Annotated in this window: 21 protein-coding genes; 8 read left to right on the top strand and 13 right to left on the bottom strand. The window is 38.6% G+C overall.

The window, feature by feature from the left end; genetic code table 11:
• Positions 1-40: 40 nt before the first annotated feature.
• On the bottom strand, positions 41-1564 hold the full coding sequence (gene ppx / locus AC5YDM_RS06115) for an exopolyphosphatase (protein ID WP_496151220.1): 1524 nt from the start codon (positions 1562-1564) through the stop codon (positions 41-43).
• Between the two features lie 268 nt (positions 1565-1832).
• On the opposite strand from ppx, the gene trxA reads away from it, so the two are divergent.
• From trxA to AC5YDM_RS06100, 3 genes are all read left to right on the top strand, one after another.
• Positions 1833-2159 carry a thioredoxin gene (gene trxA, locus AC5YDM_RS06110; protein WP_496151219.1) on the top strand — a complete coding sequence of 109 codons (327 nt, stop codon included), beginning with the start codon at positions 1833-1835 and terminating at the stop codon, positions 2157-2159.
• Positions 2160-2479: 320 nt separating this feature from the next.
• Positions 2480-3748: a transcription termination factor Rho gene (gene rho / locus AC5YDM_RS06105; protein ID WP_496151218.1), complete on the top strand. Its 1269-nt coding sequence runs from the start codon at positions 2480-2482 to the stop codon at positions 3746-3748.
• Positions 3749-4159: 411 nt separating this feature from the next.
• A complete protein-coding gene (locus tag AC5YDM_RS06100; protein WP_496151217.1) occupies positions 4160-4444 on the top strand; it encodes a hypothetical protein in 285 nt (94 codons plus the stop codon).
• A 203-nt stretch (positions 4445-4647) separates the two neighbouring features.
• On the opposite strand, the gene AC5YDM_RS06095 is transcribed toward AC5YDM_RS06100, so the two are convergent.
• The 3 genes from AC5YDM_RS06095 to pheS form a co-directional block, all read right to left on the bottom strand.
• Complete coding sequence (locus AC5YDM_RS06095; protein WP_035265376.1) at positions 4648-4944, bottom strand: integration host factor subunit alpha; 297 nt, start codon at positions 4942-4944, stop codon at positions 4648-4650.
• Positions 4941-7322: a phenylalanine--tRNA ligase subunit beta gene (gene pheT, locus AC5YDM_RS06090; protein WP_496151216.1), complete on the bottom strand. Its 2382-nt coding sequence runs from the start codon at positions 7320-7322 to the stop codon at positions 4941-4943. The genes AC5YDM_RS06095 and pheT overlap by 4 nt, the downstream gene beginning before the upstream one ends.
• 132 nt (positions 7323-7454) lie before the next feature.
• Positions 7455-8435 (bottom strand): phenylalanine--tRNA ligase subunit alpha, encoded by a 981-nt coding sequence (pheS, locus tag AC5YDM_RS06085; RefSeq protein ID WP_496151215.1) that lies wholly within the window; start codon positions 8433-8435, stop codon positions 7455-7457.
• A gap of 180 nt (positions 8436-8615) precedes the next feature.
• On the opposite strand from pheS, the gene AC5YDM_RS06080 reads away from it, so the two are divergent.
• Complete coding sequence (locus AC5YDM_RS06080; protein ID WP_496151214.1) at positions 8616-9677, top strand: hypothetical protein; 1062 nt, start codon at positions 8616-8618, stop codon at positions 9675-9677.
• Here AC5YDM_RS06080 and AC5YDM_RS06075 read toward each other — a convergent pair.
• The 4 genes from AC5YDM_RS06075 to rpmI form a co-directional block, all read right to left on the bottom strand.
• Positions 9674-10207 (bottom strand): AAA family ATPase, encoded by a 534-nt coding sequence (locus AC5YDM_RS06075; RefSeq protein WP_496151213.1) that lies wholly within the window; start codon positions 10205-10207, stop codon positions 9674-9676. The genes AC5YDM_RS06080 and AC5YDM_RS06075 overlap by 4 nt on opposite strands.
• A 50-nt stretch (positions 10208-10257) precedes the next feature.
• A complete protein-coding gene (locus AC5YDM_RS06070; protein ID WP_496151212.1) occupies positions 10258-10632 on the bottom strand; it encodes a hypothetical protein in 375 nt (124 codons plus the stop codon).
• 124 nt (positions 10633-10756) lie between these two features.
• Complete coding sequence (gene rplT / locus AC5YDM_RS06065; RefSeq protein WP_496151211.1) at positions 10757-11116, bottom strand: 50S ribosomal protein L20; 360 nt, start codon at positions 11114-11116, stop codon at positions 10757-10759.
• A 12-nt stretch (positions 11117-11128) separates the two neighbouring features.
• A complete protein-coding gene (rpmI, locus tag AC5YDM_RS06060) occupies positions 11129-11323 on the bottom strand; it encodes a 50S ribosomal protein L35 (protein ID WP_004278281.1) in 195 nt (64 codons plus the stop codon).
• A gap of 304 nt (positions 11324-11627) precedes the next feature.
• On the opposite strand from rpmI, the gene AC5YDM_RS06055 reads away from it, so the two are divergent.
• The 3 genes from AC5YDM_RS06055 to AC5YDM_RS06045 all read left to right on the top strand — a co-directional run bounded on the left by AC5YDM_RS06055 (position 11628) and on the right by AC5YDM_RS06045 (position 13185).
• Positions 11628-12359 (top strand): energy transducer TonB, encoded by a 732-nt coding sequence (locus AC5YDM_RS06055; protein ID WP_496151210.1) that lies wholly within the window; start codon positions 11628-11630, stop codon positions 12357-12359.
• Between the two features lie 99 nt (positions 12360-12458).
• Positions 12459-12809: an energy transducer TonB gene (locus AC5YDM_RS06050; protein ID WP_496151209.1), complete on the top strand. Its 351-nt coding sequence runs from the start codon at positions 12459-12461 to the stop codon at positions 12807-12809.
• The gene (locus tag AC5YDM_RS06045) at positions 12775-13185 is read left to right on the top strand and encodes an energy transducer TonB family protein (protein WP_496151208.1); all 411 of its coding nucleotides are present in this window, start codon (positions 12775-12777) and stop codon (positions 13183-13185) included. Before AC5YDM_RS06050 ends, AC5YDM_RS06045 begins: the two co-directional genes overlap by 35 nt.
• Positions 13186-13204: 19 nt before the next feature.
• Here the strand turns inward: AC5YDM_RS06045 and AC5YDM_RS06040 are convergent, their stop codons facing one another.
• From AC5YDM_RS06040 to thrS, 5 genes are all read right to left on the bottom strand, one after another.
• On the bottom strand, positions 13205-13630 hold the full coding sequence (locus tag AC5YDM_RS06040) for a YqaA family protein (protein WP_496151253.1): 426 nt from the start codon (positions 13628-13630) through the stop codon (positions 13205-13207).
• 2 nt (positions 13631-13632) lie between these two features.
• Positions 13633-13917, bottom strand: coding sequence for a hypothetical protein (locus tag AC5YDM_RS06035; RefSeq protein ID WP_496151207.1), 285 nt, complete (start codon positions 13915-13917; stop codon positions 13633-13635).
• 80 nt (positions 13918-13997) lie between these two features.
• Positions 13998-14621: a glutathione S-transferase family protein gene (locus AC5YDM_RS06030; RefSeq protein ID WP_496151206.1), complete on the bottom strand. Its 624-nt coding sequence runs from the start codon at positions 14619-14621 to the stop codon at positions 13998-14000.
• A 404-nt stretch (positions 14622-15025) separates the two neighbouring features.
• Positions 15026-15577, bottom strand: coding sequence for a translation initiation factor IF-3 (infC, locus tag AC5YDM_RS06025; RefSeq protein ID WP_496151252.1), 552 nt, complete (start codon positions 15575-15577; stop codon positions 15026-15028).
• A 5-nt stretch (positions 15578-15582) separates the two neighbouring features.
• Complete coding sequence (gene thrS, locus AC5YDM_RS06020; RefSeq protein ID WP_496151205.1) at positions 15583-17505, bottom strand: threonine--tRNA ligase; 1923 nt, start codon at positions 17503-17505, stop codon at positions 15583-15585.
• 231 nt (positions 17506-17736) lie between these two features.
• Here thrS and AC5YDM_RS06015 point away from each other — a divergent pair, with 231 nt between their 5' ends.
• Positions 17737-18801, top strand: coding sequence for a hypothetical protein (locus tag AC5YDM_RS06015; protein WP_496151204.1), 1065 nt, complete (start codon positions 17737-17739; stop codon positions 18799-18801).
• Positions 18802-18924: the final 123 nt, after the last annotated feature.

Raw genomic sequence — 18924 nt, 5'->3', positions numbered from 1 at the left:
TTAGGAGTTAACCAATAAAATTCTGTTTTTATCGATGCAATTAAGCATCAATAAATTTTTCCGACTGAATATTTAAAACAATATCCCAGTTTTTAAATTGCACTTGCTCATCATGCAAATCTGCAACCAACAAAGGCCATTGTTTCGAATCTCCGGAAACACTAAGTTGCCATTGTTGCTCATTCTCAATGGTTAATTCAATGGCAGGAAGCATCTCATCGCTACGGCTATGATTGAGTAAAATTGCGAGACGAAGTAATAAACTTAAGTGTACAAGCTTAATTCCACCGACTTTTTGCACATCTGTTTTAGCTTCAGAACGTAATTTTCGACGATGATGAGCGACCAAATGTGACAAATAATTCTGATCAATTTGAGAGAAACCTGGAATATCGGAGTGCTGTAATAAATAAGCACCATGACGATGATAACCCGAGTGACTAATAGCCAATCCAATCTCATGTAAATAAGCAGCGCGACGTAATAAATCACTATCATCACTGTTCATCTTTAAAGATTCGGCAACGCTATCAAACAATTTCTGAGCTGTTTCAACTACACGTTCAGCTTGTTTAGGATCAGCACCATAGCGTCCCATTAAGGCATGTACACTGCGATCACGTACATCTTCATGTTGGAAACGACCCAGTAAGTCGTACATCACGCCTTCACGCAACGCTCCATCTGAGTACACTAATTTATCAATATTCAGTAATTCAAATACAGCATAAAGAATTGCAACCCCTGCTGGTAGTACAGCACGACGATCTTCTTTTAGACCATCAAATTCAATTTCTGCAATGTGCTTATACTTAAGAAGTTTATCTTTTAGTTTCTCGAGACCTTCGCGTGTCAAGTTTTCTTGATCATCACTCCAGCCCATATTCACTGCAATTTGGCGGCAAGCCTTAATGGTTCCACTAGATCCAACAACAGTGTCCCAACCTGCTGACTTGTAAGTATTCACTAGGCCAGACATTTCTTTGCGAGCAGCAGTGAGTGCTTTATCAAAAGCTTTTGCGCTAATTTCACCGTCTGCAAAATAAGCTTTGGTGAACGCTACACAGCCCATTTGAACCGACTCAGTATGGATCGGCTCAAATTCCTCACCGATAATCAACTCTGTTGATCCACCACCAATATCAATCACCAAACGACGACCGCTATTCGCCATCGTATGTGAAACGCCTAAATAAATCAGACGTGCTTCTTCACGACCCGCAATAATTTCAATAGGCTTCGGTAAAATTTCAGCCGCTTTTTGAATAAATTCATGACCATTCTTTGCTTGGCGTAAGGCATTGGTTGCCACAATACGTAAACGATTACTTTGAACTGAACTCAAACGCCCCACAAAACGAGCTAAACACGCCAGTCCACGCTGTTGCGCAGCTTCGGTTAAATTTTTATTTTCATCTAGCCCTGCAGCCAGTTGAACTTTTTCTGACATTGAAGCAACTTTTTTTACTTCACCATGATCAACACGTGCAATCGCCAAATGGAAGCTATTCGACCCCATATCAATGGCAGCAAGTAATTCTTCATCAATCAAAAAATCTGACATTATCTTCGACAAGTTCAACCGGAATTGTTGCTTAGATTAATTCACACGCTCCTTTTTTAAAAGCCATTTGTTCTGACAAATGATGCAAATTGAGTTTTTTAGTCATTCTGATCATGTTTAAGCCTCCGATTGTGAATATCGTGAGCTTCAATTGGACAATTGCATAAATTAGGATGAAAATTTATGCATTCCCCTACTTTGTTAAAGTGGTCTATGTAATACTTATATTCATAGATAGACCATCTTTAAAATATTTGGAGCAGATTCCATGTCAGCTAACATCGTAAACACAACTGATGCTAACTTTGAAGCAGATGTTTTAAACTCAGATACACCTGTACTTGTCGATTTTTGGGCAGGCTGGTGCGCGCCTTGTAAGGCAATTGCACCTGTACTAGAAGTCCTTTCTAACGAATATGAAGGTAAAGTTAAAATCGTTAAAGTTGATGTGACTGCTTGTGAACAAACAGCTGTGAACTATAACATTCGTAACATTCCAGCATTGTTAATGTTCAAAAATGGTGAAGTTGTAGCAACTCAAGTGGGTGCTGCTCCAAAATCTAAATTAACTGCATTTATTGAAGAAAATATCTAAGCAATTATTAGATTTAAACCCTAAAGCGCTATAAATTTATAGCGCTTTTTTTCAAGCTTAAATTGACAAAGACAGCGCTGTCACTTATATTGCTAAATCAAGAAACCCTTGGGCAATTTATCCTCGTTTCTTACAAAGACACAAAACATAAGATCGCCGCTCGGCTCAAGAAATTGTTCATACATTTCTCCTCGAAAGAACTAACTAGATTTAGAGTTTGTTATTGTGCAAGTTCAATTGCGATTCTTTTCTTGCATTGCGGATATCTTTTGCTTCTATTTTATCTGTACACCACACACCTTTATTCAATCTGACCATTTATGAACTTAACTGAACTCAAGAAAAAACCGATAGGCGAACTCATCAAAATTGCTGAGTTTATGGGCCTTGAAGGAATGGCGCGTAACCGCAAACAAGATATTATTTTTGCCATTTTGAAACGCCATGCTATGAATGGTGAAGAAATTTTTGGTGACGGTGTTCTTGAAATTCTTTCTGACGGTTTCGGCTTTTTACGCTCTGCTGCGGGTTCTTACCTTGCAGGTCCAGATGACATTTACATTAGCCCATCTCAAATTCGTCGTTTTAACCTACGTACAGGTGATACGATTACAGGTACGATTCGCCCACCAAAAGAAGGTGAACGTTACTTTGCACTTCTTAAAGTGAACCAAATTAACTACGACACACCAGAAAACTCACGTAACAAAATCCTTTTTGAAAACCTCACTCCACTTTTCCCGACTGAACAGCTTATCATGGAATTGGGTAACGGTTCTTCGGAAGATTTGACTGCACGTGTTGTCGATCTCATTGCTCCAATTGGTAAAGGTCAGCGCTCAATTATTGTTGCTCCGCCTAAAGCGGGTAAAACAATGTTGATCCAAAACATTGCACAATCGATTGTTCGTAATAATCCTGAAGTCTTCCTCATCGTTCTTCTTATTGACGAACGTCCAGAAGAAGTAACGGAAATGGAACGCACTGTACGTGGTGAAGTTATTGCATCAACATTTGATGAAGCACCTGCACGACACGTTCAAGTTGCTGAAATGGTGATTGAAAAAGCGAAACGCCTTGTTGAACATAAAAAAGATGTTGTCATCTTATTAGACTCAATTACACGTTTAGCTCGCGCCTACAACACCGTTATCCCTACCTCTGGTAAGGTATTAACAGGTGGTTTAGATGCCCATGCATTAGAACGTCCAAAACGTTTCTTCGGTGCTGCCCGTAATATCGAAGAAGGTGGTTCATTGACCATCATTTCTACTGCTCTGATTGAAACAGGCAGTAAAATGGATGAAGTCATTTACGAAGAATTCAAAGGTACAGGTAACCAAGAAATTACGCTTGATCGCCGTATTGCTGAAAAACGTGTATTCCCTTCTATGAACATTAAGAAGTCTGGTACACGTCGTGAAGAACGTTTAATGTCCGAAGACAATCTACGTAAGGTATGGATTTTACGTAAGTTATTACATCCTATGGATGAACTTGCTGCGATGGAATTCTTACTTGATCGCATGAAAGAAACCAAAACAAATGATGATTTCTTTGACCAAATGAAACGTAAAGCGTCAAACTAATTATTCTTTTTTGCAAAAAAAGCCATCTATTAAGATGGCTTTTTTATGTGCGTTGACAATATTTACATAAAAATACAATTGATGATTTTTTGTGTAAACTTAAATGTAAGTTTGTGATTTATTTCAATTAATATTCAAAAAACCTTTTTAATTTAAAAGCTTACCCTACCTTTACCAATATAAAATCGAAAATCAATTGTAAATATCTGTTAAAAAACCCCCTTTTTTTCACTAAATTAAGCACTTTTTTTTATCCACCCAGTAGTATTTCAAAAAGCGCAGTGATAGCATGTCCGCATACCAGTTAGGCTGCTCCATGCGTTATTTACCTTTCTAACGTTAGGAACAATAAAAGCACACAACAGACTAACCGGGTTTTTTGTCTCTATATATTTTAATGAGAGTGATGCCATGTTATTCAAAAAAATCGCTATTGCTGCTGCCGTTGCTACTACTTTAGCTTTCGTTGGTTGTGCTAAAAAAACTGAAGAAGCTGCTGCTGACGCTACTGCTGCTGCATCTGAAGCTGTTGAAGCTGCATCTGAAGCTGTTGTAGCTGCTGATGCTGCTGCTGTTGAAGCTACTTCTGAAGTTGCTGTTGCTGCTGACGCTGCTGCTGCTGACGCTACTGCTGCTGCTTCTGTAGCTGTTGAAGCTGCTGCTGACGCTACTGCTGCTGCATCTGCTGCTCAATAATAATCGATTCGATTATTATCTGAAAAAAAGAGAACCTTTGGTTCTCTTTTTTATGTCTGCATTTCTTAGCAGTTGATCCCTATATAAAATTCGCAATACTTAGATTCTATTGGTTCATCTACAACATTAAAAATAACATATAACTCACAGCCATAAAAAAACCCCGAATAGTCAACTACTCGAGGCTCTTTAATCAAAAATGATTAATCAACTTGTTCTGTTCCAACACGTTGTCTAAATTTCTGACCTGCACGGAATGTTACAACACGGCGTGCTGAAATTGGAATTTCTTCACCAGTTTTAGGATTTCGACCTGGACGTTGACGCTTGTCACGTAGTTCAAAATTACCAAAACCAGAAAGTTTAACATGTTCGCCTGCAATTAATGCTTGGCTAATTTCATCAAAAAACAACTCAACCATTTGCTTAGCTTCACGACGGTTTAAACTCGTAAGCTCGCTCAAATGATCAGCCATTTCTGCTTTTGTTAATGCTGTCATGAGGCCCTCAATGTCGCTTGGTAAGTGTCTTGCAACACTTGAATAATGTGATCCATACCGGATTTGATTTCAGCATCTTCAAGTGTTCGTGATGGATGTTGCCAAAGAATTGCAAACGCTAAAGAACGCTTACCCTCTTCAACACCTTGACCCGTGTACACATCGAACAACCAAGTAGAGTCTAAAAGCTCACCACCCGTTTTTTCGATAAGTTGCTGAATTTCACTAACATTAATCTTATCATTAATTAAAAGCGCAATATCACGTCTAACTGATGGAAATCGTGATAATTCTGTAAAATTAGATACATAAGTTTGCAAAACAATCGATTGATCGACTTCTACCACCCAAGTTGGGGTCAAATCGAGACTTTCTTCAAGTGAAGGATGTAGACGACCTAGATAACCTACTGATTCACCATTAACTAAAATTTCAGCAGACTGCCCAGGATGCAACCAAGTACGCTCCGAACGCACATATTCAACATCAACACGTGCAGAAGCAAATATTTCTTCAACCTCACCTTTCAGATCAAAGAAATCCATCGGTTGTGATTTGCCATGCCACGACTCAGTGGTTTTTCCACCCGTTGCGATCATTGCCAAAGTTGGAATTTGCTTCAAATCATGAATATTCGCCGCATCTTGATAATCAAAACGCAAACCCAACTCAAAGAACCGCACACGGCTTTGCTGACGATTAATGTTGTATTGAACACATGGAATTAGGCTTGAAAGTAATGTTGAACGCATCACTGCTAAATCACTTGAGATTGGGTTTGCCAATGCCAAAGGATTTACAGCTGAGTTTAATTGCTTTTCAAGCTTCAAGTCTGCAAAACTAAAACTGATTGCTTCTTGATAACCCAAAGTCACCAAAGTTTGACGTAACTGTGGTAATTCAAACTGGTCTTGATGTTTTGCCAATTTCACATCAATCACAGGCAAGCTGATTTGAATATTGTCATAGCCGTGAATACGTGCAACTTCTTCGATCAGGTCTTGGTAGATTGCCATATCATAACGATGTGATGGAGGAACAACAGACCACTCACCTACTGCTTTCACAGTCACCGCACAACCTAAGCGTTGTAGTGCATCAGTAATGAAATCTGATTCAACCTGATAACCCAACAACTGATCGACTTGAGCCTGATTCAATTCAATTGCTTCACGCGTAGGAAGCACTGTTTGATTTTCAGCAATCGTAATCGGACCAAATTCACCGCCCGCAAGTTCTTGAATCAACTGTGATGCACGGTGCATCGCAATGATTGGTAATTCAAAGTCCACACCACGTTCATAACGCTGAGAAGCATCTGTGTGTAAACCAAACTTGCGCGCACGACCCGCAATTGTAAGCGGTGCAAAGAATGCTGACTCTAAGAAGATTTCCGTAGTTTCATCGGTTACAGATGACGATAAACCACCCATGATCCCTGCGATTGCTAGCGCTTTTTTATCATCTGCAATAACCATCACATCTTCAGAAAGCTCAACGTCTTGTTCATTCAATAACGTTAGTTTTTCAGCAGCCGTTGCTTGACGAACCTGTACTGAGCCTTCAACTTTTCCACCATCAAATGCATGCAGTGGTTGACCAAGCTCCATTAGTACATAGTTGGTAATATCAACCAAAATACTGTGCTGGCGGATACCTGAACGAGCTAAAGCACGCTCCATCCATACAGGCGTAGGGGCTTTGGTATTTACATTTTTAATTACACGACCTAAGTACCGCGGGCAACCTTCTGTTGAAACAACAACTTTCTTTTCATCAGAGATTGTTGCTGCAACTTCTTTAATTTCAGGCGCTGTTACAGGCAATTGGTTAATCACACCAATTTCACGGGCAATACCGCGGATACTGAAACAGTCACCACGGTTCGGTGTAATACTGATGTCAATTACATTGTCATCAAGTTCTAAGTATTCACGGATATTCATGCCTACAGGTGCATCCGCAGGCAATTCTAATAAGCCATCAATCTTATCTTCTAAATCAATTTCAGAAGCACCGCACAGCATCCCTTGTGATTCGATACCACGAAGTTTGCCTTTTTTAATTTTAAAATCACCTGGTAATACAGCACCAATGGTCGCAACAGGCGCTTTCATGCCAACACGTACATTTGGTGCGCCACATACAATTTGTAATGGCTCACCTGAACCAATATTCACTGTTGTTACACGTAAACGATCCGCATCTGGATGTTGTTCAACTGTGAGTACTTCACCAACAACCACACCTGTAAATGCTTTTGCAGCAGGTGCAAGCTCATCGACTTCAAGACCTAACATCGTCAATTGATCAGACAGAGTATCGCTATCAATTGCAGGGTTTACCCATGTACGTAGCCAATTTTCGCTAATTTTCATTAATAAAAACCTATATATCTAAATTCTTAAATTCCTCTGCTCCGCCTTTAATAAGGAAGATAACCCTGTGTCCTGTAGTGACGCCCACCTTCGTTTAGAAGAGGTCAGGGAGAGGTTTTATAAATAAATTCTTTAAGCAAACTGGCGTAAGAAACGCACATCGTTTTGGTAGAACATACGCAGATCATTGATGCCGTAACGTAACATTGCAAAACGCTCTACACCTAAACCGAATGCAAAGCCTTTGTATTTCTCAGGATCAATGCCAGCAGCTTGAAGTACGTTTGGATGTACCATACCGCAACCCAATACTTCTAACCATTTGCCACGCTCATCCATAATATCGACTTCAGCACTTGGCTCAGTGAATGGGAAGTAAGATGGACGGAAACGTACTTTCAAATCTTTTTCAAAGAATTCATTCAACAAGTTAACCAACAAACCTTTCAGTTCTGCGAAGCTGGTGTTTTCAGCAACATACAAACCTTCAATTTGATGGAACATTGGTGAATGTGTCTGATCTGAGTCACAACGATATACGCGACCCGGACATACGATACGAATCGGCGGTTGAGTTGTTTCCATAGTACGTACTTGAACACCAGATGTATGCGTACGAAGTAAATGGTTCGCATCAAAATAGAAGGTGTCATGCATTGCACGTGCAGGGTGATGCCCCGGAATATTCAATGCTTCAAAGTTATGATAGTCATCTTCAACTTCTGGACCAGTTGCAACGGTAAAACCCGCTTTAGTAAAGAACTGACAGATACGCTCTTGAACTTGAGTAACTGGATGAATACTTCCCACAGTCTGACCACGACCAGGTAACGTAATATCAATTTGTTCGCTTGCCAATTTTTGTTCTAAGGCAGCTTTTTGTAATGCTGTTTGACGCTCGGTCAAAGCTGCTGTAATCGCTTCACGTACAGCATGAATTTGAGCACCGAAAACTTTACGTTCTTCAGGGTCCATTTTACCCAGTGCTTTCGATTGTTCAGCAAGCTGGCTTTTCTTACCCGTAAACTGCACTCGTACTTGATCGAGTGTAGCAAGGTCTTGAGCTGCTGCAATGGCAGCGAGCGCTTCAGTGGTCAGGGCTTCCAGTGACATAGTAACTCTCAAAGCAACAATATAAGAAAAATAATATAACTGCACATTCTAACAGTTTTTATGCAGTAGGATGAAGCCTACTCTTCAGTAAATCTACAGGAAAAATAGATAGTGAATTTGATTAGTAATTTGATTTATAAAAAGGATAAGATAAACGTATTGTCACCAAGAAGATGAATAATGGCACTTGATCCAATTTGGAAGCAACAGCTCACACTTGTCACTTATGGGAATGAGTTCCTCAGTCAAAAGTTGAATTTTAACCAATGGGTGAATCACTCGATTTTCAATCAGCACTATTTGGCATTTCGTGACCTAAATTCACAACATTTACTTGCACAGCATTTTCAAGTCTGGCTCGAAGGTTTAAAACATCAAGGGGTTACTCAACTGAGCTTGCACAACTCTAGCTTGCTTTTAGATGAGAAAAATCCAAATCCAAATGTTGAACTATTGCCTTATGCACATTTCATCGTAAGTCATGTTAGTAGTAATCACAAAACAGCATGGATTTGCGGTAAAGAGTTAGCATCTTGGTACACCGCAGACAATGATTATGATGTTCCATCTACTCAAAAGATCCCAACACGTGTCGAAACCATGTGGCGTCATGAACTGAATGCAAGCCATGCTAAACGTGTGGAGACTGATTTAGTCCAACCGAATTGGGAAGATATTCACGTCTATACGGACAATGAACTCTTTGATCGTCCTCTCGCTCAAGGACTGATTCCACCTGTAGAACTTGGACAATCTTACTTTGGCTATCACAAACAAACAGAATTACTCGATTCTTCATCTAAAAGTTTAGATCTACCATTATTGCCTGATGCATATAATGCCACCTATGCACATGAAACACTGATTCGCTTAGAAGCACTAGATCAAGCTTTAGAGAAAAAGCTGAAACAACCGTTTAATGATCTTGGTGAGGCTATGACTTCTGAAGAGATTCTGAATATCCGCCATTTCCGTCAAAAACTTGAAGATTTAACTGCCAAATTTGTGACTAAAGTTGCCAATCATTATAAAACTGCACGACTCACACCGATTGCCGTTACTTCACCTTTTGATACTCCTACTGAAACAAGTAATCAAAAACGTTTCTTTCAAAATGAAGCTGAGAACTCAAGTCAAAAAAATGCAGCTCCCTCAACACCTAAAGCAGGCAAAACGGGCGTGCTTACTCTGATTATCATCACTGCAATCATTTGTATATGTGCATATTATTTTGGGCTTTAAAGGGATTTTAGAAAATTTTTAATTTCTGAACGAGAACATAATCGAATCCAGTGAATATGAGCGTATTCATTGGATTGCATCATTTGTAGATATTTGTGTTGATTTTTCTTATGGGTTTTAATCATCCACCAAATAATAGAATCTTTCGTCAATATCATCCTCAAACTTTCCCGATTATTTGAATTTGGCCATAATTTCTGCTTTGAAATTACACGAAGAAGCGCCCTTTTAACTGAACGAAACAAATTGATATGAAAGGGTAAATCTAGCCAAATAACAGCATCAATCTCTTTCCATTTAATGACATGCGAACGAGTATCATAGTTTCCATCGATAACATAACCTCCCACCGCCCGATCCATTTCTTTTTGTATTTTCTCAAGAAATAGTTCGTCTGTAGACTCAACCCAATCATCTAACCAAAATAAATCATCGAGTTCGATATAACTTAGACCTAATTTCTGAGCAAGTGCTTTAGAAAAAGTACTTTTCCCTGATGCAGATGTTCCGACTACATTAATTCTTTTCACACCATCCTCTACACATGAGTCTTCTTTTTTATTGAATTGCTCACACTACTTCAATCGTAAGATAAGTCATCTTCATCAACATTGATAAAATCTGGTTCTGGCATCACTTCAAATCTCACCGCTTTTACTGCATTCAAATTCGTCATTTTTGCTTTCGCCACTCGATGCATTCCATCCATAATCCGCCCTTCAGGACAGAGAATAATGGGATAACTTAGATCAGCTTGTTGTACCAATTGGAAGTGATTTATCAAGTCCTGCGTCGTTGGATAATGATTTGGAAACCAATAGGGTTCATGCAACTCTTTAATTTCATCTAAGCAAACTTGGATTACTGGCAAATTTGAGCTTTGAAGAATGAGCTGATCTACATCCCAAATATAAGTATCTTCACCGACCTTTCTAAAATGATACTGTTTTCGCATTTACAATACCCTCAATTTAATTTGAAGATTTTTTATTTAAATAACTATTGTTTGGTGCAGCAAATATAAACCACAAAAAATAAAAAAGACCGCTAAAAAGCGGTCTTTTTTAAGTCATAAAGACTTATGCAGCTAACGCATCTTTAGCTTTAGAAGCTAAAGCTGTGAATGCAACTGCATCATGCATAGCGATGTCAGCAAGAACGCGACGATCGATAATTACTTGAGCTTTTTTCAAGCCAGCAATCATACGGCTGTATGACAAACCGTTTAAACGAGCACCAGCATTGATACGTGCAATCCACAAAGCGCGGAATTGACGTTTCTTTTGACGGCGGTCACGGTAAGCATATTGACCTGCTTTGATTACAGCTTGGAACGCTACGCGATATACGCGTGAACGAGCGCCATAGTAACCTTTAGCACGAGCAAGAATTTTTTTATGACGACGATGCGCCTGTACACCACGTTTTACACGAGCCATTTATAAATCTCCTTAGATGTATGGGCACATACGGCGAACTGAAGCAACGTCACTTACGTGAACCATTACACAGCCGCGTAATTGACGAATACGCTTAGCAGATTTTTTGGTCAAAATGTGGCGTTTGAACGCTTGTTTACGCTTAAAACCGTTAGCAGTCGCTTTAAAGCGTTTAGCTGCACCACGGCGAGTTTTCATCTTAGGCATAACAACCTCTTTTGAACACCTGTTCGGAACGTCTGCACCATTGCAAAACGACCTGCAGGTAAGGGAACGAATATTCTAAAGCATATTTGTTTAAAACAAAAGCACAAACACCACTTTCTCTCATGCATCGGACAGAAGACTTAAAGGCTACTTGATCATCACTTTTATTCAATTTTCAAATTAAGCTTTCATGCAAGTAATCAATAATTGCATCTAGACTCTCACTCTTTCCACGGTTTACGTTAAAATGCATCACAACTTAAAATCATTCACATCTAGCTGTACACACAGAAGACTTAAAACTATGAAATCACTTGCCTGCATCACCTTTGCTCTACTGTGTGCAAATACTATAGCTCATAGCCAAACAGCAGAAACAGTTGCAAAACTGGGTGTGCAAACCATGATGGCTGAGCCTGCTCATTTAACCACGCGTATAGAATGGGTTAAATTTCCCAAAGTCGATTTCCAAGACTCAGATCTATCAGGTCGTGATCGTGTTGCGATCGTTCGTGTAAAGGCCAATGAGTCAGGTAAAGTTGTTGAGGCTTCCATTAAAGAAAGTACAGGTTTAGCTAAACTTGATCAAAAACTTGTAAATGCGGTATTTAAAAGTAAAACAAAACCTTTTGTAAAAGAAGGCAATGAGCTTGCCATTATCGGTTATCAAGTCTTTAGCTTAAACTTAAGTGAAAATGATGGATCAGCATGTATCTATACATTTGATTCAAAAGTATGGAATGCCCAACAAGCAGATCAAAAAGTTCCTTTTCAATACCTGACTCAACCCAAGTTAAAGATCAATACTGATGATTTAAATGACCACAATCGCAAAGTTAAATTCAGCTTCAAAGTCAATAAACATGGTGAAGTGAAAAGCTCGAAGATTACAAAAGGCTCAGGGCTATATCGTTTAGATCAACAGATACTTTCTGCTGTGAATCAAGCAAAAGTGGATGTTCCTAGAAAATACTGGATTTATAAAAAATCTAAACTTAAAGATGAAATTATTTTCGACATCAGTCATTGTAATTAAAATGGTCAAACAAGGTTTTGTTATAAATTTCTATTTCAATGCAAAACCTTTTATATCTTAGGTTAATAATTAACTACTCAACTTAAAGCACTTAGAACAATGAATAAAATTTTAATTTTCACTTTAGGCTTATCTTTGACACCTGTGGTGATGGCAGAAAAAACAACTAAAGATTTAACAACTATAGATCAATACAGTGGAATAAGTTGGGTCAGAAAACCTCAGGTGAGAGTCACAGATCGGGAACTTGAGGGTAAAAGTCGTCAAATTATAGTACGCGTTCATGTCAATACTTTCGGTAACATCGAAAGAACAGAAATTACTAAAAGCTCAGGTCTTGTTTCTTTAGATCATAAAGTTGAACGTGCAGTGATGAATTCTAAATTTAGACCCTATAAAAAAAAATGGGATTGCAATGCCTTTTATTGCAAAGCAACCTTTTCAATTTAGCGTAACTGAAAGTCCTCGAGCTTCAGCTTCCAAGAGTGAGACACCTTCATGTACAGTTGGCTTTAACTCCGATCAATGGCAAGCGCAGCAAAAATCTGAAAAATTTGCATTTCGCTATATATCAAAGCCACAAATTTATTTCCTCCTCTCAGAACTAGGACATCAAAATCGTTCTGTTCATGTGGCTTTTAAACTATCTAAGAAGAATAAAGTCTCAGACTTACAAATCATCGAGAGTTCTGGAAAAACACATCTAGATACTCAGGTTTTAAAATCTCTTCAAAATGCAAAATTTGATGCACAAAGAAAATTTTATCAATTTTACAAATTAAAATTTACAGATCGAGTTTATTTTAATATCGAAGATTGCGTATAAACACAGCGCTGACAACCCTTCAAAAAACACCTTTAAAGATCAAATATACACACATATATCTTCCGATTTTTGCAATGGACACAACCCATAAAAATCGGATGAAATTTTCCTTCATCAATCCTGCAATCAAAGTAATTGGATCACCAATGATTGGCACCCAACTCAATAGCAAAGACCAAAATCCATATTTATGATAAATATTCTGCGCTTGATTCAGCTTAACTTCAGAGACAGGAAACCATTTCTTATCTTTGAACTGCTCGACCTTCAATCCAAGATACCAATTCACGCAAGAGCCTAAGATATTCCCCAGACTTGCGACAGCAATCAGGATGAGCGCAGAGTGTTCAGCCTGAATCAACAATCCAACAAGAACCGCCTCAGACTGTAGAGGCAGCAATGTTGCCGCCCCAAAAGCAGAAAGAAAAAGAAAAAATAAACTCAGCATTAAAGCCCTAGCTTTTTCTTGGTGGCTTTATATTCATAGATCGACCATGCAATTGCCACAATCAGAAGTAAGTAGCGACTAAAATCATAACGCTGTGTCAAAGGACGAATCACCTCTCGTAACATTGCCTGATCTTCGGTCGCTAAACGCGTAACGACAGATTGAATATGAACTGCCTCAGCAATCAACAGTACTAAACATCCGACCAATCCCACAATAATTCCCGCATAAATTCGTGGATTGGTCTCGATCATCTTCGTGAGATTTAAAATAAATGTTTTCATAACCAATTTACTCAATAAAAAACCACCATGGCGGTGGTTTGATTCTTCACTTTTATCTTATCACAACTCTATGCACACTGTTATTTCACACTGATGTTCGATAATGCTTTATGAACTGCTGGGCGTTGTTGTAATCGTTCCATGTATTTTTGAACATTTGGAAATTCATCAAGTTTAACCCCCTGCCATTCGTAGCGCATTAACCAAGGGAAAATCGCCATATCTGCAATTGAATAATCACCTGCAACATAATCCTGCCCAATCAACTGACGATCAAGCACGCCATATAAACGCTTCGTCTCAGCTTGATAACGCTCAATCGCATACGGAATTTTTTCAGGCGCAAACTGACTAAAGTGATGGTTTTGTCCCAACATTGGTCCTAAACCACCCATTTGCCACATCAACCATTGTTCCACTTCGACACGCTGTTGCTCATCTTGAGGATAAAACTGTCCAGTCTTACGTCCTAAATATTGAAGGATTGCACCTGATTCAAAGATAGAGATCGCTTCACCGCGAGGACCTTGCTGATCGACAATTGCAGGAATTTTATTATTGGGAGAGATTCTTAAAAAGTCTGCTTGAAATTGATCATTCTCTAAAATATTGATTGGAAAAATTTGATAGTCCAATCCCATTTCTTCTAATGCAATCGTAATTTTAAGTCCATTGGGCGTACCCCAATAATATAAATCGATCATATGATTTTTATACTCCGCTCACCATTTCGGTGCTTTGCTACACAACATAATAGAACTCCACCTAAACAACAAGATCGTTTTATATGCATATTCTTAAATCAGTCATGTTTTTTATTTCTTAATTTTAAATACTGACCAAAACCATATTTTTTATTTTAAATATGCTTATGCGCAATTGATCTATAGTTTATGGAATAACATACCCATCCGTGACTCCAAATGTGTTGCTCTTAAAGAAAAAATAACTCCATGAATTGTTATTAAGAGATTTTTTCGAAAGAAGCTGAGCAGACTAAAAACACTTCAAGCCAGTTCATTTGAACATAATAATGAATTCAAACTATCTTCTTCTCCATAAAAAAAGCCCTGCAATCGCAGGGCTTTTTTTATGTCAGCAACGTATGTTATTTTTTCTTTTTCGGTCCAATTAACATACCCATTTGACGACCTTCCATTTTTGGCGCTTGTTCAATGACACCGAATTCAGCAACGTCAGCTTCAATTTTTTGTAATTGAGCTAAACCTAACTGTTGGTGAGCCATTTCACGACCACGGAAACGTAGAGTAATTTTAACTTTGTTACCTTCTTCTAAGAAACGAAGAATGGCACGCAGCTTGATGTTGTAATCACCAACGTCTGTACCAGGACGTAACTTAATTTCTTTCACCTGAACTTGATGCTGCTTTTTCTTCGCATCTTTTTGCTTTTGCTTCAGATCAAATAAATGTTTGTTAAAGTCCATGATTTTACAAACAGGTGGCTCTGCATTCGCTACGATCTCTACAAGATCAAGCTCAACTTCTTCCGCAGCACGCAATGCTTCAGCTAAAGAAACGATGCCCTTTTGCTCTCCTTCAGCACCAACGAGACGTACTTCTTTTGCACGGATCTCGTCGTTTAATGCAGGACGATTGCTTTTAGCACCTTGTTGTTGGTTACGGTCAGGCTGTTTAATCTTTCTTACTCCACAATATACCGGCCACGTTCGGCTACGGCTGCTTTCACTAGGTCAACGAAGGCATCAATTGACATAGTACCTAAATTTGTTCCAGAGCGAGTACGTACGTTTACTGTACCTTCCTCAACTTCACGGTCTCCAAGAACCAATAAGTAAGGAATACGCTCTAATGTACGCTCACGAATCTTAAAGCCGATCTTCTCATTTCTCAAGTCTGAAATCGCTCGAATGCCATTTTCTTGCAGTTTAGCGACCACTGACCCACATGCTTCCGCTTGAGAATCGGTAATGTTCATGACGCATGCTTGGACTGGAGCCAACCATGGTGGCATAAAGCCTGCGTAGTGTTCAATTAGTATACCAATAAAACGTTCGAAACTGCCAAGAATCGCACGATGTAACATCACAGGATGATCACGATCGTTATCTTCAGTGACAAATGACGCATCTAGACGCACTGGTAAGTTAAAGTCACACTGTATTGTACCGCACTGCCAGATACGACCTAAACAATCTTTTAAAGAAAATTCAATTTTCGGACCGTAGAATGCACCTTCACCTGGTTGAAGATCCCATTCAAGACCTGCAGCATCAAGAGCATCTGCCAAAGATTTTTCAGCAACATCCCAAAGTTTATCATCACCCACGCGTTTTTCAGGACGTGTAGACAATTTCATTTGAACTTCTTCAAAGCCAAAGTCTTTATAAACATCTAAAGTCAGTTTAATGAAGTCTGCAACTTCTTGACCAATCTGTTCAGTGGTACAGAAAATATGTGCATCATCTTGAGTAAAGCCACGAACACGCATAATACCGTGTAAAGAACCCGATGGTTCGTTACGGTGGCATGAACCAAACTCAGCCAAACGAATCGGAAGATCACGGTAAGATTTTAAACCTTGGTTGAACACTTGCACGTGACAAGGACAGTTCATTGGTTTGATTGCGTAGTTACGGTTTTCAGAATGCGTCGTAAACATGCCATCGGCATAGTTTGCAGCATGACCTGACTTTTCCCAAAGTGTAAAATCTACAACCTGTGGTGTACGAATTTCTTGGTAACCATTGTTTTGCTGAATTTTACGCATGTATTGTTCTAATACTTGGTAAATCGTCCAACCATTTGGATGCCAAAACACCATACCCGGTGCTTCTTCTTGCATATGGAACAAGTCTAAAGCTTTACCAATTTTACGGTGGTCACGCTTTTCAGCTTCTTCAATACGTTTTACATAAGCAGCAAGTTGCTTCTTGTCTGCCCAAGCAGTACCGTAAATACGTTGTAGCTGTTCATTTTTCGCATCACCACGCCAGTAAGCACCTGACATCTTAGTAAGCTTGAATGATTTTAAGAATTTAGTATTGGGTACGTGTGGACCACGACACATATCTACATATTCTTGATGATAGTAAAGACCCATTTGAGTCTCATTCGGCATATCATCAATTAAACGTAATTTATAATCTTCGCCACGTGATTTAAACACTTCAATCACTTCAGCGCGTGGTGTCATTTTTTTAATAACATCATAATCTTCATCGATCAGCTTTTTCATGCGTGCTTCGATGGCTGCGAAATCATCTAATGTAAATGGTTTTTCGCTGAAGATATCGTAATAGAAACCTTCCTCAATAACAGGACCAATGACCATTTTTGCTTCAGGGAACAATTGTTTAACAGCATGACCCACTAAATGCGCGCAAGAGTGGCGAATGATTTCGACACCTTCATCATCTTTAGGTGTGATGATTTGAACTGTTGAATCTTCTGTAATTAAGTCAGAAGCATCAACAAGACGATCATTAACACGACCTGCGACTGTATTTTTTGCAAGACCTGGTCCGATGCTGAGCGCAACGTCCATAACTGAAACCGCTTGATCAAATTGCTTTTGATCACCGTTCGGCAAAGTAATAATTGGCATAAAAAATCCTTAAGGAGTGATGCCCCGTACCATAGGGCATGTCACCGCGAGATTATGATCGAGGAAACCCTCAAAAGATAAAATCGGTGCAACCAAAATAATGTGCGAAAATTTTACACCCTTATTTAATTTTTATAAACCATTCACCAAAATTTAACAGCGATCTTATTAAAAATGTGACAAAATTCTCAAAATTTCATTTTTTATAACAATAACTTTTTTGAGATTAACATGAGAATTAAAGCAAAAATTCGATCGAATGTACTGATTACATCTGTTGTAACAGCATCTGTATTACTGAGTGCATGTGGCGGTGGTGGGGATGGTCTTTCCATTACCGATAATATTGATCAAAACCAAGCAATTCAATGTTTGAATGGTATCCCTAAAAATTTAAAAACGAAGGGCGACGGCGTTCTTTCACAGGAACTGTTTGGGCTTGAAACTGATATTCAAAACAACCAATCCATTCTATTCTTTACCTCAAACGTTCTTGAACAAGGCGTGTGGTATGAAAGAATCAGTCAACTCATTCCGAATAATGTGCCAAGCAGTTTTAGTGAGTTTGATTCAGGCTACCAAATTTCACCAAAGTTACTCACAACTCAGTTTAAACAGCAAGTTGGATCAACCGGTTTTCCTGCTGGATACGTTTTATCGCAAAATCAAGAAGCGTTTCAATTTGTTTCTTTTAGCGATAATTGCAATATGCAATCGGAACGTCAAATTGCTACGCATTTGAAGACGATTGATCTTAGTGGTAAAAAAATCTCTGATTTGATTGCTTACTATGAACTCAATGCGACTCAAAAAGATCGCTTAATTCCTTCATTTCTTTATCAAAACATCGTATCAAATCAAGTGCTTTATCAAAAACTTTCTACAAGCACAGCAACATTCCCTGTCAACTCTAAAATTTACTATGTTAATCAGATGATTTACACACAACCCATCATCGACTTTTTTGATAAGAAACTTACTTCATTTAATAATTTAGATGCATATAGTAGCCATCCAGATAATACACTTCCAAGCGGTTATAGCTGGAAGAGGGATCAATTCGCAGGTCAAAATGTCGTGTATCCAGTAGATATTAAAACTGGGAAATATGCTTATTTGCAAAACAAAGGTATATATCCAGCAATTCAATACAACGGAAAGATTTATGAAGGTGAAGGTGTGATTCCGGGTGATTTCATGGAATACAGTAAAAATGATCCTGCTGATGACTTTGAAATGGACACTACATATTTTAATAAAATAGCAGCTCAAACTTTCGCTGAAGTGATTCGTTGAAGTAAAAAATAAAATTTAGTTTTAGTTTTATCTAGTGAATGACATTCCAATATGACTTTGAAATGGCTCATGAGATGTTTAACCATGTCATGAGCCACATACGTTGAAGTACTCTCGACTTAT

It is taken from the genome of Acinetobacter sp. CY81 (genome assembly GCF_059515925.1).
The sequence above is the reverse complement of the archived record's forward strand: the minus strand, read 5'-3'. Positions and strand labels throughout refer to the sequence as shown.

What these genes read in the sequence shown, in the direction of transcription:
- ppx (WP_496151220.1), bottom strand. Translation starts at nt 1,564, where the DNA reads ATGTCAGATTTTTTGATTGATGAAGAATTACTTGCTGCCATTGATATG.
- trxA (WP_496151219.1), top strand. Translation starts at nt 1,833, where the DNA reads ATGTCAGCTAACATCGTAAACACAACTGATGCTAACTTTGAAGCAGAT.
- rho (WP_496151218.1), top strand. Translation starts at nt 2,480, where the DNA reads ATGAACTTAACTGAACTCAAGAAAAAACCGATAGGCGAACTCATCAAA.
- AC5YDM_RS06100 (WP_496151217.1), top strand. Translation starts at nt 4,160, where the DNA reads ATGTTATTCAAAAAAATCGCTATTGCTGCTGCCGTTGCTACTACTTTA.
- AC5YDM_RS06095 (WP_035265376.1), bottom strand. Translation starts at nt 4,944, where the DNA reads ATGACAGCATTAACAAAAGCAGAAATGGCTGATCATTTGAGCGAGCTT.
- pheT (WP_496151216.1), bottom strand. Translation starts at nt 7,322, where the DNA reads ATGAAAATTAGCGAAAATTGGCTACGTACATGGGTAAACCCTGCAATT.
- pheS (WP_496151215.1), bottom strand. Translation starts at nt 8,435, where the DNA reads ATGTCACTGGAAGCCCTGACCACTGAAGCGCTCGCTGCCATTGCAGCA.
- AC5YDM_RS06080 (WP_496151214.1), top strand. Translation starts at nt 8,616, where the DNA reads ATGGCACTTGATCCAATTTGGAAGCAACAGCTCACACTTGTCACTTAT.
- AC5YDM_RS06070 (WP_496151212.1), bottom strand. Translation starts at nt 10,632, where the DNA reads ATGCGAAAACAGTATCATTTTAGAAAGGTCGGTGAAGATACTTATATT.
- rplT (WP_496151211.1), bottom strand. Translation starts at nt 11,116, where the DNA reads ATGGCTCGTGTAAAACGTGGTGTACAGGCGCATCGTCGTCATAAAAAA.
- rpmI (WP_004278281.1), bottom strand. Translation starts at nt 11,323, where the DNA reads ATGCCTAAGATGAAAACTCGCCGTGGTGCAGCTAAACGCTTTAAAGCG.
- AC5YDM_RS06055 (WP_496151210.1), top strand. Translation starts at nt 11,628, where the DNA reads ATGAAATCACTTGCCTGCATCACCTTTGCTCTACTGTGTGCAAATACT.
- AC5YDM_RS06050 (WP_496151209.1), top strand. Translation starts at nt 12,459, where the DNA reads ATGAATAAAATTTTAATTTTCACTTTAGGCTTATCTTTGACACCTGTG.
- AC5YDM_RS06045 (WP_496151208.1), top strand. Translation starts at nt 12,775, where the DNA reads ATGCCTTTTATTGCAAAGCAACCTTTTCAATTTAGCGTAACTGAAAGT.
- AC5YDM_RS06035 (WP_496151207.1), bottom strand. Translation starts at nt 13,917, where the DNA reads ATGAAAACATTTATTTTAAATCTCACGAAGATGATCGAGACCAATCCA.
- AC5YDM_RS06030 (WP_496151206.1), bottom strand. Translation starts at nt 14,621, where the DNA reads ATGATCGATTTATATTATTGGGGTACGCCCAATGGACTTAAAATTACG.
- thrS (WP_496151205.1), bottom strand. Translation starts at nt 17,505, where the DNA reads ATGCCAATTATTACTTTGCCGAACGGTGATCAAAAGCAATTTGATCAA.
- AC5YDM_RS06015 (WP_496151204.1), top strand. Translation starts at nt 17,737, where the DNA reads ATGAGAATTAAAGCAAAAATTCGATCGAATGTACTGATTACATCTGTT.